Source organism: Paenibacillus sp. FSL H3-0286 (assembly GCF_045040705.1).
Classification (GTDB): Bacteria; Bacillota; Bacilli; order Paenibacillales; family Paenibacillaceae; genus Paenibacillus_AQ; species Paenibacillus_AQ odorifer.
This window is the reverse complement of record NZ_CP150285.1, coordinates 6,804,011-6,825,163: the sequence shown is the minus strand read 5'-3', so window position 1 is coordinate 6,825,163 and position 21,153 is coordinate 6,804,011. Positions and strand designations below refer to the sequence as shown.

Sequence of the window (21,153 nt, the reverse complement as noted above, 5' to 3'; positions counted from 1 at the left end):
TTATTATTCTGACGGGACACCCCTCCAAAATGTTGCAGTTTTTTTGCATCCCGATTGTAATCTTCATTCACTGCAAATATAAAAAAAGCATAAGACCCCCCAGCTATATGTAGTAATATGTAAGTATTAACAATCGCTCACATAAGGAGGCGCTATGGAGTCATTCAAAGATCGACTGAGATTCATGAAGGTACAGCAGGACGGGCTGATTAAGGAATATGAGGCTCTGATCGCGGAATATGAAAGTCACGATCTGGTCAACGAGAATGAATACTTGAAGAAGCAATATGAGAAGCATAAGCTCGCTTTGGTCGAGCTAAAGACTCAGGTAGGTAAGCTTCAAGAAGAGAATACTGAGCTAAGAGTTGCGCTAACGGAACAAATTTTAGATGAAAAGCTGGGCATTCTTAAAGTGTCGAGGCAGAAGCTGCAAACTTATTTTGCCTCTAGAAGCCACGCTCATACGGATCGGCTGACGGCTTTTGAAGTGGAGACGAAACGCCATATTCAGCAGCTGTACCACACAGCCTCCAGGCAGCTGGGTGAGGAACAAGCAGAGATATCCAGTCGACTCGGGGCGTTGGCGGAAGAATTAAATGAGCGTGTGCTGGCACAGCGGCAGAGACTGAGGGAAGCGGAGCTTCGCCTCAACTCGGGCATGGATAATGGATTACATGATTTTGCTTCGGAAGAGATCAGTGAAGAGGTGCTTAAGCGCCGAAGAAAACAAAATCAGATCGAAATGAAGATTGGACTAAGCTGGATTAACAAGCTGGGCATTCTGCTGTTGATTTTGGCGGTGGGGGCAGGCTTCCGGTATACCTATTCCAACTGGTTCACAGGTTATATGAAGGGAAGCGCTTTTTTTCTACTGGGGTTATTGATGCTGGGAGGCGGGGAGTGGCTATACCGCAAAGGAAAAGGCACCTTCGCTTTAGGGCTGCTTGGCGGCGGGATTTCGGTGCTGTATGGCTCTATTTTTTATAGCTATTTTCTGCTTGATATTATTAGTATATATGTAGGTTTATCCTTGTCTGTACTCGTTACTTTAACTGCGGTACTCCTGTCTTTAAGGTATGAATCACGGAGTATTTGTGCGCTTGGCTTAATCGGAGGATATCTGCCCTTATACTCTTATCTGGGGGCGTTTGGCCTTTCGGGCAACGCGGTTTATGTGGCTATGGGTTACTTGTTTCTATTGAATTTATTCATCTTATTGATTTCTTTCCGCAAACGCTGGAACGTTGTCAATTATATCAGCTACTTATTTAATACACCCTCCATGCTCATATTAATAGCTTTGTCGGATAGCAACGGAATTAATATGTGTTATGCTGTTTTGACTTTTGCGATGTATCTGGGAATTACCCTGTGGTACCCCTTCAAATATCGTTCCAAGCTGTCCTGGTGGGATTTCTCTCTCTTAGGATGTAATACGTTTATTAGCTGTCTCACCTTGTATATTTTATTTATGGATGCAGGACTGAAGGATTACAATGGTGCACTGGCGTTGCTTTTCTGCCTGCTGTATCTCGGTCTGGGTCGAGGGCTTGAGAAGCTGATGCCACAGGAAAAAGAAAGCATGCTGCTGTTCTACGCCACTTCACTGACCTTCGGCATATTGATGATTCCTTTTCAATTTGGAGCGGCTTGGTGGTCCATCGGTTGGCTGATTGAGGGCGTCGTTCTTACGCTGTATGGCAATCTGAACCGCTTTAAGGGGATGGAAAGGGCGGGCTGGGGCATTATGATGCTCTGCCTTGTAGTATTCTTCTGTCTAAATGTACCGACGCAGTGGGTCGCAGACTATCAATGGACGAATTTTAGAGATGTCTACTTCCCGCTAAAATATGTCTTTATCACAGCAGGCATGCTGATTGTCGCGGTGTTGTATGCTGTTCAGCATAACCGTAAGGATGCTCTTCAGCGCAGCGAACCTTATGAAATCACCTTAGCGTTGTGGTTTAAATATGCGGCGTTATTAAATTTCTGGATTTACGGCTTGTATGAATCGGGAAGATTGTATCATCTGGTTGTACCGGAGGATTTTGCGCATAGAACCTTCTATAATTTGCTGCTGTCCGCTGTATGGACCTTGGTTCTGGCTTACGTGCTGCCAAAGGTGAAGGTGCTGTATGACACGATTGTTAAATATTTTGTGAGACTTCTGTTTGGGATTGGCTACGTCATTTGTATAGTGATTACAGTAGGACTGCCAAGTCTGCAAAATAATTTCGCGCAAAATACAGCAGCTGATTATATCGCACTGGCCGTACTGATTATCTTTAATATCTTTGTTTGGTTTAGCGGACGTGATCTGCTGATTGCAGCGCTGAATCGTCAGTTTAAGAGTATGGAGATCTATCCTGTTTTCATGGCGATTTATTTACTTGGCATTATCACCGCTTTCCTAGGAGTGCAATTGCAATTGAGTGATGCAGGGTTAATTTTTAGTCTCATTTATCTACTGTTAGCCGTTCTATTTATCATGTATGGCTTCCGCAAAAGGTATGTGTACATCCGGCGCTTCGGCCTTGGATTAACGCTGCTGGCCACGGGCAAGCTGCTGCTCTATGATTTGGGTCTGCTGAATACTGGCAGCAAAATCATAGCCTATGCCAGCTTTGGTATCTGTTTGCTCGGCATCTCCTATCTCTATCAAAAGGTGTCAAACCGGATGGAGGAGGGCCAGACAACCACCGACAATGGCAATGGCAATGGCAATGGTACTAAGGGATAAAACACAGAGAGAATAATAGGAAGGAAGACGGTGGATGTACGAGACTTATATTTTCGACCTGTATGGCACATTAATCGATATTCAGACAGATGAGGAGAAGCAGGAGGTATGGGATCGATTATCGCTCCATTTCGGATATCAGGGGATGTCCATAACAGGAAGTGAGCTACAGGCACAATTTCTGCGGGAGAGGGATTTACAGCTCGCCGAAGCCGCACGGAATTGTCAGTATCCAGATTTCGTAATGGAGGATGTGTTTCGTTCTGTGGCCCGTCAATTGGGTGGGGAACCGGATCAAGCGTGGTTACATGAAACGGTTAGATGGCTGCGGACATTATCGATGATCCATATCTCACTTTATGAGGGTGTGGTTGAAATTCTGCAAACATTAAGAGAACGTGGCAAAAAGGTGTTTTTGCTCTCCAATGGCCAGAAAACCTTTATAGAAGCAGAATTAATGATGCTGGGTATTCTTCCTTTATTCGATGGCATTGCCATTTCCTCCGAAGCAGGAGTGAGTAAGCCGGATCCGCTATTTTATCGTTATTTAGTTGAACATTATGGAGCGAATTTGCGTTCGGCCATCATGATCGGGAATGATCCCCGTACCGATATTGCAGGGGCGCTAACGATAGGAATAGATTCCTGTTACATTCGTACGGCTTCTTCACCCCACGATACGACTGTGGAGAGTACTCAATCGATTTGGGACGGGGATTTGCGGAAGATCCCCGGATGGAACGCTTAGACACACAAAAAGTCCCCGTAACCGGATTCTTGCTGACCGGTTACGGGGACTTTTGTATGTCGGGCGTTCGTGACTAGAGCGCCGGTGATTTATTTAGATTACACCTTCAGCCAGCATAGCGTCGGCCACTTTTTTGAATCCAGCGATGTTCGCTCCTGCAACAAGGTTGCCGGACTGTCCATATTGCTCGGATGCATTTACAGATTGTTCGTAGATGGAAACCATGATTTCATGCAGCTTCGTATCTACTTCTTCAAAGCTCCAGGACAACCGCATGCTGTTTTGTGCCATTTCAAGTGCAGAGACAGCTACGCCGCCAGCATTAGCAGCTTTAGCAGGTGCGAATAGTACGCCAGCTTGTTGGAATTGATGAATAGCTTCAAGGGTGGACGGCATATTGGCACCTTCGCCTACTGCTTTTACACCATTCTCAATCAGTTTCAATGCCATGGCTTCATCAATCTCATTCTGAGTAGCACTCGGAAGGGCGATATCACAAGGAATGGTCCAAATTTGCGTGGAATCTTCAGTATACACAGCGTTAGGATGTTCATTCACATATTCACTAATCCGTTTTCTTTCGACTTCTTTCAGGCGGCGGACAGTTTCGAGGTTAATCCCATTTTCGTCATAGATATATCCGGCGGAATCACTACAAGCTACGACTTTAGCGCCTAGCTGTACAGCTTTTTCGATCGCATAGATCGCTACGTTACCAGAACCGGAAACAACAACGCGGCTTCCTTCAAAAGAAAGGCCTTTTGCTTTCAGCATCTCGTTTACGAAATAAACTGTACCGTAACCAGTAGCCTCTGTCCGAGCCTGACTTCCGCCGTAACCAATACCTTTACCAGTCAATACGCCAGCCGGATATCCTCCGCGGATCCGCTTGTATTGTCCGTACATGTAGCCGATCTCACGACCACCTACACCGATATCTCCTGCAGGAACGTCTTGGTCAGGACCGATGTAATTTTGCAATTCAGTCATGAAGCTTTGTGCAAAACGCATGATTTCGCCTTCGGATTTACCTTTAGGATCAAAGTCGGATCCGCCTTTACCTCCGCCGATGTGTTGGCCGGTAAGAGCATTTTTGAAGATTTGCTCGAAACCAAGGAATTTGATAATACTAGCATTAACGGATGGGTGAAAACGAAGTCCACCTTTGTAAGGTCCAATTGCACTGCTGAACTGTACACGATATCCACGGTTAACTCTGACCTTACCTTGATCGTCTGTCCAAGGAACACGGAACATAATCAAACGTTCTGGCTCAACCAATCTTTCCAGAATGGCATTTTCCTGATACTTAGGTTCAGCAGCGAGGATTGGAAGCAAAGATTCAAGGATTTCCTTTACGGCCTGATGAAATTCGGGCTCAAAAGGATTACGCGCAACAACCTGTGCGTATACGTCTTCGATATAACGATGTGCCTTGTTGCTGTTTGTGTCTAATTGCTGGGTAGATACAGAGCTCATGAATTCAACCGCCTTTTCTAGTATTCATTTGGTCCAACACTTTTTTTATATTTTGGCACAAGTCAATGTTCCTCACAACTGTTTTTATTAAATAACTTACTTCAAGTGGAACGTTATAGACGCTGGGATGATAAGAAAAGTGTGAATAAACCGCGGTATACTTCGCGTAATGACGCGTTAAAGCGCGAAATATGCTACAATGATTGTGTAATAATTGTAAGGAGATGAAATTTAAAAAATGAGTGACAAAGTAAATGAGCAGGAGCTAGTAAATGTATTATCTGCCAAAACCAAAGTGGATCCGCAAATCATCCGCTTAGTATTGAAGCATGAACAGACCTTTATCAATAAGGCCAAGGCGAACGCCAAGGGTGAGGTAGACATCGACAGCGATGATCTGGTCGACTATGTCACTGCCCAACGTGATGTGAAGCTGGATGAAATCACAGTAGAGACCATTCTTGATGCAGAAATGGATTACTTGATGGATAAAGGATTGGCAGGTTATATCGACTAACATGGGTGTTCGTCCGGCTCGGCTGCTGCTGTTTATAGGCAATAAGAGCCGGAGTGAAAATTAAATAGGCTTACGCATTGCTTTTAGTGATTTAGTGTGGTACAATGAAATCAATCATAAATTTAACCCTTAATTCACATATTGTAAAAGGTTATCATTTGTGCGTATGAGTCCTTTTCCAATGTGTGAATTTTTATTTGTTCGTACACTACGTAGGAATAAAAGGACATGTGTTAAATAAAATATTGGAGGTAATATCATGCAAACAGGTACAGTGAAATGGTTTAACGCAGACAAAGGATTCGGTTTTATCGAGGTTGAAGGTGGAAGCGACGTATTCGTACACTTCTCCGCAATCACAGGCGACGGATTTAAATCTTTGGACGAAGGCCAACGCGTTGAGTTCAACGTAACTCAAGGCGCTCGTGGACCACAAGCCGAAAACGTTGTAAAACTGTAGTTTAAAAATCAGGCTGCCCTTAACACAAGTTGAGGGCAGCTTTTTTTATTTTCATAGTATGAATCTGCCCCTAATAGGGTAGCGATATCGTCTCGATTCGATCCAAGGAGGGGTACTTATGTATTTTCGTAAAAAAGCACTGGAGGAACTTCCGCAAGAAGACACAGCTATTTGGTCCTGTACCAAGGAAGGTTGCACAGGTTGGATGCGCGATAATTTCGCCTTTCAATATGTACCTACCTGCTGGCAATGCAACTCTCCCATGACTAGAAGTATGAAGATACTGCCAACGCTTGTGAATACGAATGCAGACATGAAGGCCATGAAGAAGGGCATTTCGATTAAGTAATCGAAGAAGCTAATATACTCAAACAGCTGGACCCTTGGACGGGAGCAGCTGTTTTTTTGTTTGAGTATTTTATTTACTGTGCAGTAATTTCTCCCATTCCGTTAAGGTTATGTTCTCTGAAATAGGCTTCAGATGTTCAGGAACCTCTACGTGGCACATAAATTCCAAGCTGTTGCCGTCAGGGTCGTTGAAGTAGACAGAAGCATTTCCTTGATAAGCCCGGATAAAAGGCTCAACAGAAGTCCGGTTGCGGAACGGAACAGCCTCTACCCCAATCGATTCCAGCCATTGCAGTGAGTGCTTCAAGTCCTCGTAAGTGATACGGAAGGCAATATGCCGCAAGGACGGATGGTATGGGGTTTGAACCTCCTGGCCTTCCCAAAGACCAATCCAGCTCCGACCTTCCTCGATCCAGAAGAATACAGTTTCTTCATCCCGCCAAGCCATTTTCAGACCTAATTTCTCATAAAATTCGATGGATACTTCAAGATTGCTTACTGGTAAATGTGCTTCATATAGTCCTTTGATCATTGGATAGCACCTGCCGGTCTGCCGATTTTGCGGGCTAAGTTCAGGAATGCTTCTAATACTAGGTGGATGCGATCTTCGATTTCTTGCCCACCCTCGTATCCGTCGTACCCGACCTCGAACCGCTTGCGTTGCAGTCCACCGATGGAGATCCAGTCTGGTGTATTGATACCGTGCAGGTTGCGTACGATGGCTTGCAATTGAAGTAATGAGCTTATCCCTACCGCTCCCCCGGCTGAACTGGCGGATAACACAACTTTACCGTTGAAATGCGCCTGGCCTAGATGATCAATCGCATTTTTTAATACGCCACTTACCGAGCCGTGATATTCCGGAGTAACCAAGATTACTGCATCCGCTGCTAACATCTCTTGTTTAAGCTCGTTTAAATGTTCATGCTCTGTGTAAGCCTCGTCTGGTGAATAAAAGGGAATTGGGCGTTTGTAGAGATCAAACACGTTAACCTTTTCTCCTTGCTGACTAATGAAATGGGCGGCATGTTCTGCCAGCTTCGTGCTGGTTGCTTCTTTTCGATTACTGCCTGTCAGGATCATCACTTTCATCTGTATCCACTCCTATGTGAGGTCAGTTGCTATAAACCAATGATAGTTGAATCGGCCTCTGTTAACATCAGCACATGGAATGAACATACATAATAAAAACGCTCAGCCATTGTGCTGAGCGTCTAAGACTAAAGTTGTAGAGGAGTTTTGATTCTAGGCGTTATAGCCGCCTTTCAATGCGAAAATGGCAGCCTGAGTCCGATCCGCTAAGTTTAGCTTTCCGAGAACGTGGCTGACATGGGTCTTAACGGTTTTTTCGGTGATGACCAGCTTGCTGGCAATCTCTTTGTTACTCATACCGAGCGCAATCAGGTCTAATACTTCTTGCTCGCGTGGGGTAAGAAGCTCTAATCCGTTGATCGCAGCAGGTGTTGTGTTTGGGCCGTTCGGATCGGAAGTATTAAGTTCCAATTGCTCTAGTGTAGAAGTCGCCATTAGATTCATCAGTTGGCTGGCAGCCTCGGAATGTAGCTCCACTTGACCGTTATGTACCTTGCGGATCGCAACTACCAGCGCTTCTGGTTCTATATCTTTAAGCAAATAGCCTTTGATTCCTACGCGGATAGCCGGGAGTACATGATCCTGATCCGAAAAGGAGGTCAATACAATGACCTTGACCTGCGGGTAGGAGATCCTCAGCGCTTGAGCGGTCTCAATGCCGTCCATAATGGGCATATGCAAATCCATTAATATGACATCCGGGTTCAATTCAGCTGTTCTTTCCAGTGCCTCGCGGCCGTTGGAGGCCTCTCCAATAACCTTGATATCGGGTTGTGTGGAGAGAAATACTTGCAGCCCACGGCGTACCATTGCATGGTCGTCTACTAATAATAAGTTTATCGTCATTTATGATCACCCGACTTCATGTAGATTGGATGGGCAGAGGTATGGTTGCCTCAACCGTTGTGCCTTGATTTTCCACACTGTGGATATGAATACGACCGGTGAGAGCTTCTGCTCTTTCCTTCATAATATGCAGTCCAAGAGATTCATTAGTGTCTGTGTTAGAACGCCGTTTGGCCCCGCCTTTACCTTGGTCGGCAACGCTCAGTACCACCTCGGCTGCATTCAGATGCAGAGATACCTCCGCTTTAGAGGTTCCGGAATGCTTTCGTACATTATTGAGCGCTTCTTGGCCAATGCGCCACAGCCCTTCCTCCACGTTGCGGGGAAGTTCGTGAACACCACTCCGTTGCGTCTGTATCAGCAGCCCTAGCTGCTGGCCATGAGCCTGCAGCGCAGTCAATAAACCGGCTTCCAGTCCGGCAGGCCGAAGCTGCATAATTAATGCACGCATTTCTTTGAGTGCAGACTGGGATAAAGCTTGAATATCGCGGACAGCCTCAGTAGCAGGATGGGAGATATGCCCCTGCTTCAGCATACTTTCCACGCCTTTGGCGGTCATTGAGAGGGAGAAGAGGATCTGGTTCACGGAGTCGTGCAGGTCACGGGCCAGACGATTCCGCTCGTCAAGACGCGCAATTTCGCGGCGTTTCTCTCCAAGCTGAGCACTTTCCAATGTAGCGGAAATATGCTCAGCGACAGCCTCAAGTACCTCTCCATCCGCAGTTGCGGAGGCTAGTGCTTTGGGTGAGGTGATCAGTAGAATTCCTGCACCTTGTGCGGCAATCTGCCGAAAGGGCACAGCGAGCATCACAACATGCTCCGCGACAGGGTGTTCAGAACAGCAGGACTTCGTAATTTCCTGCTCTTCATCAGGGGTTAATGTCGCAAAGCGTTGTCCTTTCGCGATATCTCCTAGACGTATTTTAAAAGAATCCGAGAGCTCGAAGGGAGCTATTTCAGGCGTTATATTAGCCGCATAGGCAGCATGGACTTCGAATTGCCCTTCATATTGCCCGATAATCGCTGCAAAGGGCCAATCGAAATAGTCGCCAATCAGGGCGGCGCTTTTCTCGATCAGAATACTGGGCGAGATACATTGGTTGGCGGTTAGATTTAAAGCTGCGCTGAATTCGCCTAATTTGGCGTACAGATTCGCGCGGCGCTGCTCGGTGCTATATAACTGCATCCGTTCTATAGCACTGCCAATTTGCAAAGCCACGGATTGCAGCAAAGCCAGCTCGCTGTCGGCGTAATGTGCTTTGCCTGGTGCGGCCACATTCATAAGTCCCAAGTAACGCTCACCTGAATGCAGCGGGACGGTGGCGTGGTGGGTGATGCCCAGCGTGTCGCCCCAGTTATACTGCCTGGCGTTACTCAGCCGCTTGCAGCTTAGAATGTTAACGGCATGCTCGAGCCGACCGTCCCATAGGCGGCTTAGGCACCAGCAGCTTCCGCACTGCATTGGTTGTTTATTGTCGCGCTGTAGTGCAGGTGGCAGGCCTCGATCAGCGGCACACTCATATTCCATGTATTCTTCGCTCAGGAAGATCCAGCCTGCAGTGTTTCCGGTTAACTCAAGCAGCTTGCCCATGACTGTGTCGAGCATGGGTCTGAGCTCATTGGAACTGTTTAAAGTCTCCGCAATCGTTTTGAGCGTCAGTAACTCATGGATTCCGGTTTCCTCCGGCATGAAGTTCTCTCCTTTAGCTTTGTGAATTATGTTCTATCTATTGTAACGTAGAATGGTTCCTTCATTCTCAAATTTTATGTAATGTTGGCGTAAATAAATAGAAGGTTCCTTAAGATCTGATATGACCTTAAAGAACCCTCTGTATATACATATTAATTTACAGCTGCAGGAGTAGCGGAAGGTGTACAGTGTTCTGGAGCTTCGTGTTCGATAAGTCCATGTTTCTCCCAAGCTCGGCTCTTCCAGCGGAAATACATAATGACGGCTCTTACCCACTCATCGACCGCAGTAGCAATCCACACGCCGGCTAACCCGAGATCAAGTTGGAACACCAGGAAATAACCAAGAGGTAAGCTCATGCAGACCATGGAGATCAGTCCCATATATACAGGGAATTTGGCATCGCCCGAGGCGCGTAAAGAGTTAATGATAACCAGATTGGTTGTGCGCCCGGTTTCCAGGAAGAAGCTAAGCAATATGACCTGCGCCCCCATCCTAATGATGTTCTCATTGTCTGTGAAAAGCCCGAATAGCGGTACCCGGAAGAAAATCACCACAGCATCTATTATTACGGTAACCAGCAACGCCCACTTTACACTGGTGAATACACGCTTATAGGCTTCATCAGGTCGTCTAGCTCCCACGAGATGTCCTACAACGATGGAAGTTCCCATAGAGACAGCTACACTGAATAAATAAATATAATTGGAAATATTAAGCGCGTACTGGCGGGTAGCCATAGCTTCAGCGCCTAAATAAGTAATATACAGTGTGAATACAAGCTGGCACGACTGATAAGTGATGGATTCAAAAGCGGACGGGATGCCGATTTTGAGAATTTGCAGCACGTATTTTTTAGAAAGATGAATGTAATAGGTTACTTTCACCCGTACCTCCATCACTCTGTAGAGCAGCAGGAAGAATAGGATCAGGCAGATAAAGCGACTCATCACTGTTGAGATAGCCGCACCCTCCACACCTAACGCCGGAAGTCCGAAATGACCATAAATGAGCAGGTAGTTGCCCACCACGTGAATGATATTCATCAGCAAGGATACGACCATCGTCTGTTTGGTGAAACCGTGAGTACGGATAGTAGTCGCCAGAGCATTAATTAATGCTTGCAGAAAAATACCGCCCCCAACAATATTCATATAGGCTTTGGCGTAAATGAGGATATCCCCTTTTACATTCAGCGCAGTCAGTAGCGACCCTCCGAATATCAGCAAAAACGTACTTAGGAGAATGCCGACTAACAGGTTTAGGGTAATGGCATTGCCGGTCACTTGAGCGGCTTCCAGAGGTTTTTTGGAACCGAGATATTGGGAGACCACAATAGCTGCGCCGTTACCAATTACACTGAGGACTAAAATTGCTATCGCAATGATCTGATTCGCTGCGCCGACACCAGACACGGCATCGTCCGACACTGAACTGATCATAAAAGTATCCACACTGCCCATGAGCATAAAGAGGAATAGCTCGAGGAAAATCGGCCAGGTCAGTTTGACCAGGTTGAATTCCTGGTGATTATTTTGCTTCATTGTGCACCTTCTTATATTATGATGTACTTCCTAAAATTTCATAAACAAACTGTAATATTAGCACAGCTTTCATGGAAATGCAGTATTTTTACAGAAAAATGACAAAACGTTTTTAATTTAAGTCGAAAAGAGCCCTTTAACCGCACATTAGTATCCTCCAGGTAACTACATCACAATAAAGTGCCTACTTCCCTAAAGGGATGTAAGGAACTACAATTTGTACATGACTTACTAAAATATATTAATAAGGAGTGCAAATAAATATGAAATTACAATTAGCGTTGGATTTAGTGGACATTGCGGGAGCGAAAGAGGTTGTCTCAAAAGTTGCCGAATTTATAGATATCGTTGAAATTGGAACACCTATCGTTATAAATGAAGGGTTACATGCAGTGAAGGCAATCAAAGAGGCTTTTCCAGCTTTGACTGTGTTGGCGGATTTGAAAATCATGGACGCAGGTGGATATGAAGTGATGAAGGCTGTGGAAGCGGGCGCGGATATCGTTACTGTACTTGGTGTTTCTGATGATTCTACCATTAGAGGTGCAGTGGAGGAAGCGAAGAAAACCAATAAAGAGATTCTAGTTGATCTGATTAATGTGAAGGATATCCAAACAAGAGCGGCTGAAGTAGACGCACTTGGCGTAGACTATATCTGTGTACACTCTGGATATGACCATCAAGCGGAAGGTAAAAATTCTTTTGCAGATTTAAATGCGATTAAGAGTGTGGTTAAGCAGGCCAAAACAGCTATCGCTGGAGGGATCAAGCTAAGCACACTTCCAGAAGTGATCGCCGCGAACCCTGATCTTGTCATCGTTGGCGGAGGCATCACAGGTGAAGCGGATCAAAAGGCTGCCGCAGCAGAAATGAAACGTCTAGTTAGTCAGGCTTAAGATTACAATGGATACAATGAAATATGCGCAGCAAATTATAGAGGAGCTCCAGCGCTCCATATCTCAGCTTGATGAAGAAGAGACTGAGCGAATGGCTGAGCTGCTGCTTCAGTCCAACAAGATCTTCGTGGCTGGAGCGGGCAGATCTGGATTGATGGGACGGGCCTTTGCTATGCGGTTAATGCATGTTGGTAAAGAGGCTTACGTTGTAGGCGAAACGGTGACTCCGGGGATTGAACAGGGGGATGTGTTAGTCCTCGGTTCCGGTTCCGGTGAGACAAAAGGGTTGATCTCTATGGCTGAGAAAGCCAAAGGGGTAGGCGCAGAAGTTGTTGCCGTTACCATTGCGCCGGATTCGACGGTTGGACGTTTAGCGGGCTACACAGTGAAGCTGCCGGGATCTCCAAAAGATCCGGCCAGTGGAAGCTACAGCACGATCCAGCCGATGGCTTCTTTATTCGAACAGACGATGTTGGTCTTTTATGATGCTATTATTCTGCGAATGATGGAGAAGACGGGGCAGACGAATCAGCAAATGTTCGGCAAGCATGCTAATTTAGAGTGAACGTACAGAAACGAATACCTTCCAATGAGGAGGTTATTCGTTTTTGTGTTAGTATGATAACAGGAGAGAGGAGGCGCTTTAGGTATGGCAACCGAGATTAAAGATCGCATAAACTTGAAGGAAATTAACTGTGAGAAGGAATTGACGCTTGCGGTGATCGGAGGGAAATGGAAGCTGATTATCCTCTGGCATCTAGGGCTTGAAGGGACAAAGCGGTTCAGCGAGCTGAAGAAGCTAATTCCTCATATCACGCAAAAAATGTTGACCAATCAGCTTCGCGAGCTCGAAGAGGACCAGCTGGTTCTAAGAAAAGTGTACGCTGAGGTTCCGCCAAAAGTAGAGTATTCCCTGACTTCATATGGCCAAAGTCTGCTTCCCGTCCTTCGATTGATGTATGATTGGGGTAAAAATTACGGAGAAAACGTGATCTGGAAGGACACGCCGCCGGAAGAAAGATGCTAATCGAATAGCCTATGAACATTAATGATCCCTGAGAGGTCTGGATCGGCCTCTACAGGGATTTTTTGGTGTTTTAAAGGAGTGATGCGGATAATGCTTTAGGCTTTCTGTTCGAATAGCTTAGCAATCTCCACGATAACATTTACCGCTTTTACCATATTGTCCGCAGACGCATATTCGAATTTGCCATGGAAATTCTCGCCTCCGGTGAAAATATTAGGTGTCGGCAAGCCCATGTAGGAAAGCTGCGAGCCATCTGTACCTCCGCGAATCGGGCGGATGATCGGTGTGATGTTAAGGTTCTCCATCGCCTCATGGGCAATATCGACGATATGACGCACTGGCTCGATTTTTTCACGCATATTGTAATATTGGTCCTTCATTTCAAGCACGATGTTCTCTTCACCATGGATGCTTTTGAATTCTTCTACGACAGCTGAGAGATATGCTTTACGTGCCTCGAATTTCTCACGGTCGAAGTCGCGGATGATATATTGCAGCTTGCTGAATTCAGGTGTGCCTTCTATAGAGCTTAGGTGATAAAAGCCTTCATAACCGTCTGTATATTCGGGCGCTTCCTCAGCAGGGAGTCTGAGATGAAGTGCCATGGCGATTTTGGCGGAATGAATCATCTTTCCTTTTGCAGTCCCAGGGTGAACATTAACGCCGTAGACTGAGATTTTGGCAGACGCGGCATTAAAGCTTTCATACTCTAATTCTCCGAGTGGACCTCCGTCTACAGTGTAAGCATAGGAAGCATTAAAAGCGGCTACGTCAAATTTATGAGGCCCGCGGCCGATTTCTTCGTCTGGTGTGAAGGCAACTCTAATCTTGCCGTGTTTGATTTCTGGATGTTGAATGAGGTAATGCATGGCGGTCATAATCTCAGCAATACCGGCTTTATTATCTGCGCCAAGCAGGGTCGTGCCATCGGTTGTAATTAAGGTGTGGCCTTTGTATTCCGCCAGCTCCGGAAAGCTCGCTGTGGACAATACAACATTCAGCTCTTTATTCAAAAGAATATCTTGACCATCATAGTTCTCGATAATCTGTGGCTTCACATTCGTTCCGGTAAAATCAGTCGCCGTATCCAAATGGGCTAAAAAACCAATGGTCGGAACATCCTTGTCCGTATTCGCAGGGAGTGTCGCCATAACATAGCCATGCTCGTCCACCTGGACTTCCTCCATGCCGATTTCCTTAAGCTCTTCAACCAGCTTGTGGGCCAGAACCATCTGTCCCGGAGTGGATGGGCAAGTCTCATTATCTTCATTCGATTGGGTATCCATTTGTGCATACGAAATAAACCGTTCTACAACCTCTTTCTTCACCTTGGGTCATCTCCTCTTTACTATTGTATATATATAGTATCACTTTCCATATAAGGTCTCATCCCTGAGGAAGAAGATTGAGGTAATATTTAAGTTTAATGCGGCAATATATCTTGTTTCACTAACTTCGCTGAAAGTAAATAACGGTCCGGTGCAGATCCCACATATGAAAAGGGATAACAGGTAATCAATGTAAGGATGGCCTTATCACTTGGCTTTATAGCACCACGTTCGTCCCCGTCAACAATTGTGCTGCCTGTTACTTCATAGGTAAAAGTCCCATCGGTACTTTCCAGCTCGATAAGATCTCCAGCGACGAGTTCTCCCAGATTACGGAACACTGTATCGCGGTGGCCTGCGAGCACACTGTTGCCGGTGGCACCGATAGCTGCGCTGCCTTTATAATGTCCGGCTCCCTTTTTTAGCTCTGGGCTTTCCGTGCCTTCTAGCACTGCGATCTTTTTGTTTAATTTGGGGAAACGAATCTCTCCTATGATTTCACCTTCTGAATAGGAATGAGCGGGGTGCGGCTGTTCCTTGGCTGAACTGATCATTCCCATGGGAAGAGGGATTTCTTCGGCAGAAAGGGGGCGGGCGACAGCTTCCTCCCTCTTTTTTGCCCAATCATTTAAAGCCTGTTTAGCTTCGAGCGGTGCTTTGACCACTTGTACAACCGAGTAAATCAACACAACTAAAGAGAGTATGAAGATTAGCTTCACGGCTAGCAAGGCACCATTACGCTTCTTCATACTCTCTCACCTCCAGACTTATGCTGCAAAATGTGGTTATTTCTTCGATTTCAATCTGCGCATGATAATCACGCTGAGTACCGCAATGGCTAAGCTGGCAAGAATCAAGTTATACCAAGGCTCAGCGGTATTTGGAAGCTTGTTGCCAACCTCTGGTGCTCCCAGTGGAAGCTCATCATCAGGCAGGGAGATCTCATTGCTTGGCTGCGGTGTTGCACTGGTAGTTTGGCTGCCAGCACTTGGTGATACTGTCGGCTCATTATCGCCTCCACCCAGTGGGATCGGCGCTTCAGTAACACTAATTTCATCTACTACTGGTGAAGCTGTAGGTATTGGCGATGGTGTTGGCGTCGTTGATTGCCCTGGTGTGGCAGCTGCTGTTGCCGTTGGCGAAGTAGCCGTCGTGGTTGGTGAAGCTGTTGCGGTCGGCGAAGCTTCAGGTGTAGTTGTAGCCGTGGCAGTAGGTGTCGTAGTTGGCACTAAAGTAGGTGTAGCAGTCGCTGTAGGTGATGGCTCAGGTGTAGGCTGAGCTGTGGCCGTCGCTGTCGGTGAAGGACTAGGTTCAGCGGAAGGCTCCGGTCCTCCAGAAGCGGAGAACTCAAAGGCTACAGTGGCTGTTTTCCCTTGATATTCGTTCCCTGCTTCCCACGGGAAAATTACATCCATTTGGATTACACTTTGTTCTCCCCCGGCAAGTGAACCGATGGCAACTCTTCCGGCAGCCTCACTCATCACCCCTGAATAGATGATTACTCCCTCTTTTTCGAGTGTCATTTGGAGAATATCGTATAATTCTGCGTCTCCAGAGATGAATTTGAAGTCCACATAGTAATTAAAGCCCTCACTACCTGCGTTAATAATTGTGTATTCTGAGTTCGTTTCATCACCAGGCTGCATATTGTTCATGGTGGCTGTGCTTGTCGTATGCGAATTCACCGTAAGCTTAATGGTATCTTGCGCACTAACTCCGCCAGCATGCCAGATGACTCCTGCTAGAATAGTCAGGATATAAGCAGCTATGAAAGCCGAGCGATATTTCTTCTTCACTTTACTCGCTCCTTTCTCCTGAACCCCATATTAAATTTTGTAGACATCATTTGCGGGCTTCCGGCAAATTCTTCTCTTCTAATCGGATTTTCCATCAAACATTGTCGAAATAAGTAGTATCTCACAGAACCACTTTCTTGTGCGTATATAGGAATCTCCGTGAAAGTGGAAGGAGAGGGTAGAGATATACCGCCAATTCGTTCGTTATAGCGAATAACTAAAGTATAATCAAAATAATATCTAAACAAAAATGGGATATTAGAAGGAAATCCATCATATTTGATCAAATATCAATTATATTAATGGTTTTACACCAGTTCTCTCTATTTAACTCTTTATTTTTATGTAATTCATTGTTTTTATTGTGTTTTATTGAGAACGATTATGAATGCAAAATAAAAAGGCAAGACATACATCTGGAATAGGGCTCAAACCCCGATACCAGACCTATCGTCTTGCCTTAATTATGATGATAAATTAGATTTCCTTCATAGCGTCGGCTACAATCTCATAAGAGCGTAGACGAGCGTTAGGATCATAAATTCCACCAGAAACAATCAATTCATCGGCCTGTGTCTCTTGCAGGATTTCTTGAAGCCGTTCTTTAATTGCTGCTTTATCACCAGCGAAAGAGTAACGCTGTTTCTCAAGCATGGCTGCTTTTTCTTGCATCGTCCATAGCCCCTCCATACTATCAACCGGTGGTTGTAACTTCCCCGTACGTCCGCGGATGATATTAAGGAATTGCTGCTGCTGCGAGGTAGCCAGTCGTCTTGCCTCATTCACGGTATCGGCTGCTGTAATACCAACTCCGACCATCACATAAGGCTTGTCGAGTGCTGCTGAAGGACGGAAATTACTATGATAGATGTGTAAAGCTTGTAGTAAATATTCTGGTGCGAAATGGCTGGCGAAAGCAAAAGGTAAACCTAGCTTCCCTGCCAGCTGAGCACTAAAACCGCTGGAGCCCAGCAGCCAGATGGGGATATTCAAGCCTTCACCAGGAACAGCACGAACCCCAGCCGGTCGTGATCCTGCACCTGCAGGATCGAAGTAGGCTCTGAGCTCACTTAACTGCTCGGGGAAGTCACTGCCGTCGCTTCCGAGACCACGGCGTAGCGCACGGGAAGCCGGTTGATCGGATCCTGGGGCTCTGCCCAGTCCTAAATCAATCCGTCCTGGATATAGGGATTCGAGGGTCCCGAATTGTTCCGCAATGACAAGTGGTGCGTGGTTGGACAACATGATGCCTCCAGAGCCTACGCGTATGCTTTTTGTGCCGCCAGCAATGTGGCCAATTAAGAGTGAGGTAGCAGAACTGGCAACACCAATCATGTTGTGATGCTCAGCAAACCAATACCGGTGATAGCCCCATGCCTCAGCATGTTGAGCTAAAGCTAAAGAGTTATGAAAAGAGTCTGCCGCTGTGCCACCCTCCACAATAGAGGCTAAGTCCAGTACGGAGAATCGAATATCGCGCTGTTGCTTCAATGTAATCCCTCCTATAATAAACGCTCAGATAGTCTAGAGCAGTATTTGTAGCTGCGAATATTGCTACTCGCCTAGTATACCATGTAATAAAACTATATACACACTTTAAGTAAGTTATACGCACTTTGTAATGATTAGATAAGGAATAAGTATGTCTTTAAAAGAAAATGTAAGCGCTTTAAAATATCTGTTGTTATTTCTTAACGGGCTTGCTATAATCACATCGAAAAGTTACCTGAAAAAAAGGAAGTTATCGTTATGAAGCCAACCATAAGAGATGTTGCCAGAATGGCGGAGGTGTCGATCAGCACCGTATCGCGGGTTATGAATGCACCGAATACGGTCGTAGAGAGCAAACGGAATCGAGTGATGGAGGCTGTAGAACGTTTGCAATATCAACCAAATGCGTTTGCACGCGGCCTGATCTACAAGAAGTCTTTTACACTGGGCCTGCTGATTCCGGATATTGAGAACCTGTATTTCGCAGGGGTTATTCGGGGAATGCAGGATGCATGCATCAAGCTCGGATACAGTTTAATGATCTGCAATACGGACCGCGACAAAGAACGGATGCTGTCTTACATCGATAACTTTCATGAGAAGCAGGTGGATGGGATCGTGTTCGCCAGTGATGTCCTTTATCCTGAGACACATGACAAATTAGTCGGTTGTAGAATTCCTTTTGTGTTGGTATCCTCGCATTCTGATGAGTACGACATTCCATCTGTGGAGGTGGATGATGAACAGGCGGCTTACGATGCGGTAAAGTTTCTGATTGATTTAGGGCATAAGGACATTGGCATGATTGGTTTTAACCATGATAACTCCGTATCTGGCCCGCCTCGTTATGAAGGTTTTGTAAGGGCATTAACAGAGTTTGGACTACAGCAGAATATTGTGAAGAGCAAATATGCCAATCACAGGTTCGAACACGCTTATCAAGCTGCGCATGAGTTGTTTACTGATTATCCCGAGCTGACCGCCGTTTTCTGTGTTGCTGACGAATTTGCAATGGGGACGATTTCTTATCTGAAGGATCGTAATATTCTAGTTCCGGGTCAGGTATCTGTGATTGGATTTGATAATTTGCGGATGTCGAGTATGTTCATTCCAAAGCTGACCACGATTGCGCAGCCGATTTATGAGTTAGGGTATCGTGCGGCGGAGATGCTGCATGAATTGCTCACAACAGGTGGTGTCCAGGTATTGAATGAAAAGATGGAGCATAAGCTGATTGTGCGGGAATCCACGCGGGAAAAATAAAGGCTCTTTATTTTTGTGACCTTCTTCTGAAAAGCTTTTCAGAGCCATGTATCGGTCTTAATTAAAATTTAAATGTTAGGATAGAAAATAGTATGAATTCTTATGAAAAACATCTCATTTTCCGATTGGAAACGGTTACTAATTATGATAATATAAAAAATGTAAGCGCTATTATTAAATTACATTTGTGATGGAGTTTGATTTTAGGATATTTACCTGTCTTCTGAAAAGCTTTGCAAGGAGGTGATCTGCTACAAGCTGCTAATACATGCCAGGGTGCCCGGATGATTGAATAAGATGTTATCTCTATAACCATTAAAGGGGATGTACAAAAGATGAAGAAGATCTCAGGACGTAAAAAGTCGTTGGCTTTAGTACTGTGTTTATCCTTCACAATGACGCTGAGCGCATGCGGCGGAGGCAACAATAATGCGGCGCCTACAGATCCACCGGCGGCAACAGTCAGCCCAACAGCAGATAACACCGAGAAAGCGACAAATACACCTAGTGCTGAACCTTCGGGTTCCCCGTTAGATTTAGCGATGAAAGGTGAATATAAAGGGACTAAAGTAACCATGTTTGGACCCTTCGTAGATGCTGACCAAGTGAAATTTGAGAGCAGCATTAAAGAATTTGAAGAGAAGACAGGGATCGATATTCAATACGAGGGCTCCAAGGAGTTCGAAGCAACAATAAATATTCGGGTGGACGGCGGAAATGCTCCTGATATCGCTGACTTCCCGCAGCCGGGATTGCTGGCATCGATTGCTAAGACGGGCAAGGTTATCGATTTGACCAGTGTGCTGGATCAAGACAAATTGACGGCTAATTACAACAAGAGCTGGCTCGATATGTCTACGATGGACGGAAAAGACGGGAAGATCATGGCGGGGATTTGGAACCGCAGTAATGTAAAGAGCTTGGTATGGTATCCAAAGAAACAATTTGATGATGCAGGTTACAAGGTTCCTGAAACTTGGGATGAGCTGATGGCACTCACTGAACAAATTGCCAAGGATGGCGATCCTGCCTGGGCTATTGGCATTGAGAGCGGTGCTGCAACGGGTTGGCCAGCAACAGACTGGGTCGAAAATATAATGCTTCGTACGACTACGCCTGAGAACTACGATAAGTGGGTAAAAGGTGAACTGCCATTTACTTCACCAGAAGTAAAAAATGCTGTTGAAATCATGTCTAAAATTTGGCTTAACAAGGATTATGTTTACGGTGGTGCTAAGTCTATCGTGACAACATCCTTCGGGGATGCCCCAGCGCCAATGTTCACTGATCCGCCTAAAGCCTGGTTTAATATGCTCGGTAACTTTATTACAAGCTTCTTCCCTGAAACGGCAAAGGTTGATCAGGATTATGATTGGTTCTACTTGCCGCCAATTGATGCACAATATGGTAAACCAGTGCTGGTTGCAGGTGATATTTACGCTATGTTCAACGATCGTCCAGAGGTTCGTGCAGTCATGGAATTCTTCACCACTGGAGAGTCGATTAAGAGCTGGGTACAATCTGGCGGCGTAATTGCTCCTATGAATGATGCTTCCCTTGATTGGTATACCTCTGAATCCGATCGCCGGATGGCGAAGTTGGTTCAAGATGCTTCCACACTGCGTTTTGATGGCTCTGATTTGATGCCAGGTAAAGTGGGTGCAGGCACCTTCTGGAAAGGGATGACCGACTATGTGAGCGGTACAGCGACACTGGATCAAGCCTTGGAACAAATCCAGTCCGGCTGGAACAACTAACCTAATATTTAAAGCGCACAGTAAAAAGAGGGGCAGTGAGAAAAGAGGATTGTCTGCCCCTCTTTTTGTTTTCTAACTAGTGAGTTCGATGCTTATGATAAGAGTTTTGCTCCGCAAAACTTATAGGAGGA

Annotated in this window: 20 protein-coding genes; 10 read left to right on the top strand and 10 right to left on the bottom strand. The window is 45.7% G+C overall.

Annotated features, from left to right (window positions below):
• Positions 1–154: 154 nt before the first annotated feature.
• Together MHB37_RS30410 and MHB37_RS30405 are read left to right on the top strand one after the other, a co-directional pair.
• On the top strand, positions 155–2,740 hold the full coding sequence (locus MHB37_RS30410) for a DUF2339 domain-containing protein (RefSeq protein ID WP_405168805.1): 2,586 nt from the start codon (positions 155–157) through the stop codon (positions 2,738–2,740).
• Positions 2,741–2,774: 34 nt separating this feature from the next.
• Positions 2,775–3,488: an HAD family hydrolase gene (locus MHB37_RS30405; protein WP_076191666.1), complete on the top strand. Its 714-nt coding sequence runs from the start codon at positions 2,775–2,777 to the stop codon at positions 3,486–3,488.
• A gap of 93 nt (positions 3,489–3,581) precedes the next feature.
• Here MHB37_RS30405 and gdhA read toward each other — a convergent pair whose 3' ends face one another.
• Positions 3,582–4,967 carry an NADP-specific glutamate dehydrogenase gene (gdhA, locus tag MHB37_RS30400; protein ID WP_036682144.1) on the bottom strand — a complete coding sequence of 462 codons (1,386 nt, stop codon included), beginning with the start codon at positions 4,965–4,967 and terminating at the stop codon, positions 3,582–3,584.
• Positions 4,968–5,205: 238 nt separating this feature from the next.
• On the opposite strand from gdhA, the gene MHB37_RS30395 reads away from it, so the two are divergent.
• The 3 genes from MHB37_RS30395 (at position 5,206) to MHB37_RS30385 (ending at position 6,293) form a co-directional block, all read left to right on the top strand.
• The gene (locus tag MHB37_RS30395) at positions 5,206–5,484 is read left to right on the top strand and encodes a hypothetical protein (protein ID WP_038573758.1); all 279 of its coding nucleotides are present in this window, start codon (positions 5,206–5,208) and stop codon (positions 5,482–5,484) included.
• 259 nt (positions 5,485–5,743) lie between these two features.
• On the top strand, positions 5,744–5,944 hold the full coding sequence (locus tag MHB37_RS30390; RefSeq protein ID WP_019914790.1) for a cold-shock protein: 201 nt from the start codon (positions 5,744–5,746) through the stop codon (positions 5,942–5,944).
• Between the two features lie 118 nt (positions 5,945–6,062).
• Positions 6,063–6,293 (top strand): cold-shock protein, encoded by a 231-nt coding sequence (locus tag MHB37_RS30385; RefSeq protein WP_036682139.1) that lies wholly within the window; start codon positions 6,063–6,065, stop codon positions 6,291–6,293.
• Positions 6,294–6,362: 69 nt separating this feature from the next.
• On the opposite strand, the gene MHB37_RS30380 is transcribed toward MHB37_RS30385, so the two are convergent.
• From MHB37_RS30380 to MHB37_RS30360, 5 genes are all read right to left on the bottom strand, one after another.
• On the bottom strand, positions 6,363–6,824 hold the full coding sequence (locus tag MHB37_RS30380) for a VOC family protein (protein WP_076191669.1): 462 nt from the start codon (positions 6,822–6,824) through the stop codon (positions 6,363–6,365).
• Positions 6,821–7,384: an NADPH-dependent FMN reductase gene (locus tag MHB37_RS30375; RefSeq protein ID WP_076191671.1), complete on the bottom strand. Its 564-nt coding sequence runs from the start codon at positions 7,382–7,384 to the stop codon at positions 6,821–6,823. Before MHB37_RS30375 ends, MHB37_RS30380 begins: the two co-directional genes overlap by 4 nt.
• A gap of 153 nt (positions 7,385–7,537) precedes the next feature.
• Complete coding sequence (locus MHB37_RS30370) at positions 7,538–8,230, bottom strand: response regulator transcription factor (protein ID WP_076191673.1); 693 nt, start codon at positions 8,228–8,230, stop codon at positions 7,538–7,540.
• A gap of 16 nt (positions 8,231–8,246) precedes the next feature.
• Positions 8,247–9,920, bottom strand: coding sequence for a GAF domain-containing sensor histidine kinase (locus MHB37_RS30365; protein WP_076191676.1), 1,674 nt, complete (start codon positions 9,918–9,920; stop codon positions 8,247–8,249).
• Positions 9,921–10,072: 152 nt separating this feature from the next.
• The gene (locus tag MHB37_RS30360; protein ID WP_076124068.1) at positions 10,073–11,464 is read right to left on the bottom strand and encodes an MATE family efflux transporter; all 1,392 of its coding nucleotides are present in this window, start codon (positions 11,462–11,464) and stop codon (positions 10,073–10,075) included.
• Positions 11,465–11,727: 263 nt separating this feature from the next.
• On the opposite strand from MHB37_RS30360, the gene hxlA reads away from it, so the two are divergent.
• The 3 genes from hxlA to MHB37_RS30345 all read left to right on the top strand — a co-directional run bounded on the left by hxlA (position 11,728) and on the right by MHB37_RS30345 (position 13,387).
• The gene (gene hxlA / locus MHB37_RS30355; RefSeq protein WP_036682127.1) at positions 11,728–12,360 is read left to right on the top strand and encodes a 3-hexulose-6-phosphate synthase; all 633 of its coding nucleotides are present in this window, start codon (positions 11,728–11,730) and stop codon (positions 12,358–12,360) included.
• Positions 12,361–12,367: 7 nt separating this feature from the next.
• On the top strand, positions 12,368–12,925 hold the full coding sequence (hxlB, locus tag MHB37_RS30350) for a 6-phospho-3-hexuloisomerase (protein WP_036682124.1): 558 nt from the start codon (positions 12,368–12,370) through the stop codon (positions 12,923–12,925).
• 84 nt (positions 12,926–13,009) lie between these two features.
• The gene (locus MHB37_RS30345) at positions 13,010–13,387 is read left to right on the top strand and encodes a helix-turn-helix domain-containing protein (RefSeq protein WP_036682121.1); all 378 of its coding nucleotides are present in this window, start codon (positions 13,010–13,012) and stop codon (positions 13,385–13,387) included.
• A 95-nt stretch (positions 13,388–13,482) separates the two neighbouring features.
• Here the strand turns inward: MHB37_RS30345 and pepT are convergent, their stop codons facing one another.
• The 4 genes from pepT to MHB37_RS30325 form a co-directional block, all read right to left on the bottom strand.
• Positions 13,483–14,715, bottom strand: coding sequence for a peptidase T (pepT, locus tag MHB37_RS30340; RefSeq protein WP_076181937.1), 1,233 nt, complete (start codon positions 14,713–14,715; stop codon positions 13,483–13,485).
• Between the two features lie 95 nt (positions 14,716–14,810).
• Positions 14,811–15,464 carry a sortase gene (locus tag MHB37_RS30335; protein ID WP_339188877.1) on the bottom strand — a complete coding sequence of 218 codons (654 nt, stop codon included), beginning with the start codon at positions 15,462–15,464 and terminating at the stop codon, positions 14,811–14,813.
• 36 nt (positions 15,465–15,500) lie between these two features.
• Entirely contained in the window at positions 15,501–16,511 is a 1,011-nt protein-coding gene (locus tag MHB37_RS30330; protein WP_339188875.1) for a hypothetical protein, read from the bottom strand.
• 477 nt (positions 16,512–16,988) lie between these two features.
• Positions 16,989–18,002: an LLM class flavin-dependent oxidoreductase gene (locus MHB37_RS30325; protein WP_081383185.1), complete on the bottom strand. Its 1,014-nt coding sequence runs from the start codon at positions 18,000–18,002 to the stop codon at positions 16,989–16,991.
• 258 nt (positions 18,003–18,260) lie between these two features.
• Between MHB37_RS30325 and MHB37_RS30320 the strand changes: the two genes are divergently transcribed.
• Positions 18,261–19,265 (top strand): LacI family DNA-binding transcriptional regulator, encoded by a 1,005-nt coding sequence (locus tag MHB37_RS30320; RefSeq protein ID WP_036682112.1) that lies wholly within the window; start codon positions 18,261–18,263, stop codon positions 19,263–19,265.
• 335 nt (positions 19,266–19,600) lie between these two features.
• Positions 19,601–21,022 carry an ABC transporter substrate-binding protein gene (locus MHB37_RS30315; protein ID WP_036682109.1) on the top strand — a complete coding sequence of 474 codons (1,422 nt, stop codon included), beginning with the start codon at positions 19,601–19,603 and terminating at the stop codon, positions 21,020–21,022.
• The last annotated feature ends 131 nt before the right edge of the window (positions 21,023–21,153 follow it).

What these genes read in the sequence shown, in the direction of transcription:
- MHB37_RS30410 (WP_405168805.1), top strand. Translation starts at nt 155, where the DNA reads ATGGAGTCATTCAAAGATCGACTGAGATTCATGAAGGTACAGCAGGAC.
- MHB37_RS30405 (WP_076191666.1), top strand. Translation starts at nt 2,775, where the DNA reads ATGTACGAGACTTATATTTTCGACCTGTATGGCACATTAATCGATATT.
- gdhA (WP_036682144.1), bottom strand. Translation starts at nt 4,967, where the DNA reads ATGAGCTCTGTATCTACCCAGCAATTAGACACAAACAGCAACAAGGCA.
- MHB37_RS30395 (WP_038573758.1), top strand. Translation starts at nt 5,206, where the DNA reads ATGAGTGACAAAGTAAATGAGCAGGAGCTAGTAAATGTATTATCTGCC.
- MHB37_RS30390 (WP_019914790.1), top strand. Translation starts at nt 5,744, where the DNA reads ATGCAAACAGGTACAGTGAAATGGTTTAACGCAGACAAAGGATTCGGT.
- MHB37_RS30385 (WP_036682139.1), top strand. Translation starts at nt 6,063, where the DNA reads ATGTATTTTCGTAAAAAAGCACTGGAGGAACTTCCGCAAGAAGACACA.
- MHB37_RS30380 (WP_076191669.1), bottom strand. Translation starts at nt 6,824, where the DNA reads ATGATCAAAGGACTATATGAAGCACATTTACCAGTAAGCAATCTTGAA.
- MHB37_RS30375 (WP_076191671.1), bottom strand. Translation starts at nt 7,384, where the DNA reads ATGAAAGTGATGATCCTGACAGGCAGTAATCGAAAAGAAGCAACCAGC.
- MHB37_RS30370 (WP_076191673.1), bottom strand. Translation starts at nt 8,230, where the DNA reads ATGACGATAAACTTATTATTAGTAGACGACCATGCAATGGTACGCCGT.
- MHB37_RS30365 (WP_076191676.1), bottom strand. Translation starts at nt 9,920, where the DNA reads ATGCCGGAGGAAACCGGAATCCATGAGTTACTGACGCTCAAAACGATT.
- MHB37_RS30360 (WP_076124068.1), bottom strand. Translation starts at nt 11,464, where the DNA reads ATGAAGCAAAATAATCACCAGGAATTCAACCTGGTCAAACTGACCTGG.
- hxlA (WP_036682127.1), top strand. Translation starts at nt 11,728, where the DNA reads ATGAAATTACAATTAGCGTTGGATTTAGTGGACATTGCGGGAGCGAAA.
- hxlB (WP_036682124.1), top strand. Translation starts at nt 12,368, where the DNA reads ATGGATACAATGAAATATGCGCAGCAAATTATAGAGGAGCTCCAGCGC.
- MHB37_RS30345 (WP_036682121.1), top strand. Translation starts at nt 13,010, where the DNA reads ATGGCAACCGAGATTAAAGATCGCATAAACTTGAAGGAAATTAACTGT.
- MHB37_RS30335 (WP_339188877.1), bottom strand. Translation starts at nt 15,464, where the DNA reads ATGAAGAAGCGTAATGGTGCCTTGCTAGCCGTGAAGCTAATCTTCATA.
- MHB37_RS30320 (WP_036682112.1), top strand. Translation starts at nt 18,261, where the DNA reads ATGAAGCCAACCATAAGAGATGTTGCCAGAATGGCGGAGGTGTCGATC.
- MHB37_RS30315 (WP_036682109.1), top strand. Translation starts at nt 19,601, where the DNA reads ATGAAGAAGATCTCAGGACGTAAAAAGTCGTTGGCTTTAGTACTGTGT.